At 65.5% G+C, this 3,596-nt stretch carries 4 protein-coding genes; all 4 read right to left on the bottom strand.

Annotated elements, in window-relative coordinates:
• On the bottom strand, positions 1–412 hold a 412-nt coding region (locus tag EN884_RS29550; RefSeq protein WP_206617669.1), incomplete at its 3' end, for a dihydrodipicolinate synthase family protein.
• Between the two features lie 146 nt (positions 413–558).
• Positions 559–1,698, bottom strand: a complete 1,140-nt coding sequence (gene dprA, locus EN884_RS29545) for a DNA-processing protein DprA (RefSeq protein ID WP_063167951.1) — start codon at positions 1,696–1,698, stop codon at positions 559–561.
• Positions 1,695–2,282, bottom strand: a complete 588-nt coding sequence (gene plsY / locus EN884_RS29540) for a glycerol-3-phosphate 1-O-acyltransferase PlsY (RefSeq protein ID WP_063167952.1) — start codon at positions 2,280–2,282, stop codon at positions 1,695–1,697. The genes dprA and plsY overlap by 4 nt, the downstream gene beginning before the upstream one ends.
• Positions 2,283–2,342: 60 nt before the next feature.
• The coding region (locus EN884_RS29535) for a dihydroorotase (protein ID WP_128360900.1) at positions 2,343–3,596 on the bottom strand (1,254 nt) is incomplete at its 5' end.

Raw genomic sequence — 3,596 nt, 5'->3', positions numbered from 1 at the left:
GCAGAACGCCACGGGCGAGGGGACCGAGCACGGCAAAGACAGTGGAAAACCAGCCGAAAAGACCATCGTCGCCGACATTCTTGAAGTAGCTCGGCGGCGCCAGCAGAATGTTGCGGGCGCCGCGCTGCAAGGCATGCCGGGCCTGCTCAGCGGCGTCTTCGGCCGCATCGACCAGCACGCCGGCAACAAGCTGATGCGGCAGGATGCCGGCAGCCAGCATGGCTTCGGTCACCGACCGCCGCTCCCCGGTGCCAACCGATGCGCCTTCGCCGGTGGTGCCAAAAAGCGTAACACTGGTGCACCCCTCCGCCAGGCAACGCTTGGCCTGGGCGACCATGAGGGCGGTGGCGATCTGCCCGGAGGCATCGAAAGGCGTGGCGAGGGCGGCCGAAAGGCCAAAACGTGATGTCACCGGGAGTCTCCGAAAAGAAGTTCGAAGGCAGTGATATCTCACTAACATGTCAGTTGTAAATCTGGTTGGTGCGTTTTTTCTGTCCCCGGATGACGTGGGCGAATCTTCTTGCTGGGAAGCGAACAGCGTCACACCGGAGGTGTCGGTCAGACAGAAGAATCCCCAAACACCAGCGAAACATGTCCTCCCGCATGGCGTTCTAGCCGGCCGGCGAGGTCGAGTTCCAGCAGCACCATGAACACTTGGGCCGGGTGCAGGCCAGTGTGGCGGATGATCTCGTCGACCGAGACGGGCGTCGGGCCGAGCGCCTCGATGACTCGGGCGCGATCGCTTTCGCCGGGCGGTGGTGCGGCCAAGAAGTCGGGCGGCTCTTCGAACGGCGGCACGTCGGGCGCCCGCATGCCGGTCAGCGGCGCGATTGCCCTGGAAATATCCGATGCCTCGGTGACCAGGGTGGCGCCATCCTTGAGCAGGCCATTGGCGCCGGCGGCGCGTGGATCGAGCGGTGAGCCCGGTACAGCGAAGACCAGTCGGCCCATTTCGCCGGCAAGCCTGGCGCTGATCAGGGACCCAGAGCGTTGCGCTGCCTCGACCACCACCAGCCCAAGGACCGCACCCGCGACAAGGCGGTTGCGGCGCGGAAAATCCTGAGCGCGCGGCTGCCAGCCGAACGGCATCTCCGAAATGATGGCGCCACGCTCGGCAATCTCTTCGCACAGGCCTGCATTTTCAGGCGGATAAGGCTGGTCGAGGCCGCCGGCCAGCACGCTGATCGTGCCGGTCGCAAGACTGCCCTGATGCGCCGCTGTGTCGATGCCGCGCGCCAGGCCGGAGACGATTGCGTAGCCGTCGCGGCCGAGGTCGGCTGCCAGCATGCGCGCCATCTTGATGCCGGCCAGCGACGCGTTGCGTGCCCCGACTATGGCGACACCCGGCAGCCGGAAAACAGCTGCGTTGCCCTTTACCGCCAGCAGGGGCGGCGGATGATCCATGTTGCGCAAGAGGGGTGGGTAGTCTGCTTCACCGATGCCGACAAAGCGGGCGCCGGCCTTTCCAGCTGTTTCCAGTTCGGCCTCGGCCTCGGCAACGGACGGGATGCGGGCGATCCGGATGGCGCCGCCCGAAATCATCAGTTCCGGCAGTATTTCAAGCGCCGCTTCGGCTGAGCCGAAGCGGTTGATCAGGTCGCGAAAGGAGGCAGGGCCGACATTCTGGGTGCGGATCAGTCGTAGCCAGCTCAGCCGCTGCCGGTCGCTGAGGCGCGGCCCGGCGGTCGGCTCGCTCATCCCTTGGCTCCGATCTTGCCCTCGGTGCCGGCAAGCAGGCGCGAAATGTTTTCCCGGTGCTTGATGAAAACGATGACGCTCATCACCACGAACAATCCGGCAATTTGCGGCGTGCTCAGGACATAGAGGGCGATCGGCACGATGACCGCCGCCGTCAGCGCCGCAAGCGAGGAATAACGGAAGAGGAATGCCATCACCAGCCAGACGACGGCGAAGATCAGCGCTACCTGCCAGGCAAGGCCGATCAGCACGCCGAGATAGGTGGCGACGCCCTTGCCGCCCTTGAAGCCCAGCCATACCGGGAAGAGATGACCGAGAAAGGCGCCGAGACCGGCCCAGATCGCCAGGTCAGGCGCGAAATAGCCAGCAATCAGCACGGCGGCCGTGCCCTTCAGCGCGTCGAGCAACAGCGTCGCCGCGGCTAGGCCCTTGTTGCCGGTGCGCAGAACATTGGTGGCGCCGATGTTGCCCGAGCCGATCTGGCGCACATCGCCAAGGCCGGCCGCGCGGGTGAGCAGAAGTCCGAACGGAATCGAGCCCAGGAGATAGCCGAACACAAGCGCTGGGATGAGGCTGTAAGTCATTGTTTCCCCCGCATTTCCCCCAGTTTGGCCGGATCAGGCGCGGTGCGCGGGTTGTCCGGCTCAGACGGAGAACACTGTGCGGCCCGCAACCAGCGTTTGCAAGACCTTGCCTTGCAGGCGCGCACCTTCGAAACAGGTGTTTTTTGAGCGCGAACGAATGCCGCTTTCGCTGACGATCCAGGGTTCGTCGAGGTCGACAAGCGCAAGATCGGCGACAGCGCCGGGCTTCAGCGTGCCACCGGGCAGTCCGAACAGTTTTGCCGGGGCCGTGGACAGGGTCTCGATCAGCCTCAGCAACGGCACGTCGCCATTGTGGTAGAGCCGCAAGGCCGCGCCCAGCAGCGTCTCCAACCCGATGGCGCCGGCCGCCGCATCGGCGAAGGGCAGGCGCTTGGTGTCGACATCCTGCGGATCGTGCGAGGAGACGATGACGTCGATCGTACCGTCCCTGACCGCCTCGATCATCGCCAGCCGGTCTTCCTCGGCACGCAATGGCGGCGTCAGGCGAAAGAAGGTGCGGTATTCGCCGACATCGTTTTCATTGAGCGACAGATTGTGGATCGCCACGCCCGACGTCACCGTCGCCCCGTCGGCCTTGGCACGCGTCACGGCGTTTGCCGCCATCGCCGTCGAGATCTTCGCCGCATGGTACGAACCGCGCGTCAGCCGCGCCAGCGCAAGGTCGCGTTCCAGCGGGATGGATTCGGCCTCGCGCGGAATGCCGGAAAGGCCGAGCCAGCTGGCGTAGAGGCCTTCATTCATCACGCCGGATGAACCGAGGTCCGCATCCTGCGTCTCATGCACGATGGTGGCGCCGAAGTCGCGCGCATAGGTCAGCGCGCGGCGCATCACCAGCGCACTCGATATGGTGTGGCGGCCATCGGTGAAGGCGACCGCGCCGGCTTCGCGCAGCAGGCCGAACTCGGTCATCTCGCGCCCGTCGAGGCCCTTGGTGATCGCCGCAGCCGGAAAGACGTTGACGATAGCCGTGTCTTTGGCGGTGCGCAGCACGAACTCGACAAGCGCCACATTGTCGATCACCGGGTCGGTATCGGGCATCATGACGATGGAGGTGACGCCGCCAGCCGCCGCCGCGACACTCGCCGACGCAATGGTTTCGCGATGCTCGCCGCCCGGTTCGCCGATGAAGACGCGGCCGTCGATAAGGCCTGGAATGATCGCCTTGCCGGCGCAGTCGATAATGGTGGCGCCCTCGGGCGCGCCCTGGTTGAGCGCTGGCTTGCCGGCGGCAACGATCTTGCGGCCATCGACGATGACGGCGCCGATCTCGTCCATGCCGCGCGAGGGGTCGAC

This window comes from Mesorhizobium sp. M7A.F.Ca.AU.001.01.1.1 (genome assembly GCF_004022735.1).
Taxonomy (GTDB): Bacteria; Pseudomonadota; Alphaproteobacteria; order Rhizobiales; family Rhizobiaceae; genus Mesorhizobium; species Mesorhizobium ciceri.
This window is presented reverse-complemented; position numbering and strand designations above follow the sequence as displayed.

Bases quoted from the DNA above. Each gene is read 5' to 3' on its own strand.
- dprA (WP_063167951.1), bottom strand. From the start codon at position 1,698: ATGAGCGAGCCGACCGCCGGGCCGCGCCTCAGCGACCGGCAGCGGCTG.
- plsY (WP_063167952.1), bottom strand. From the start codon at position 2,282: ATGACTTACAGCCTCATCCCAGCGCTTGTGTTCGGCTATCTCCTGGGC.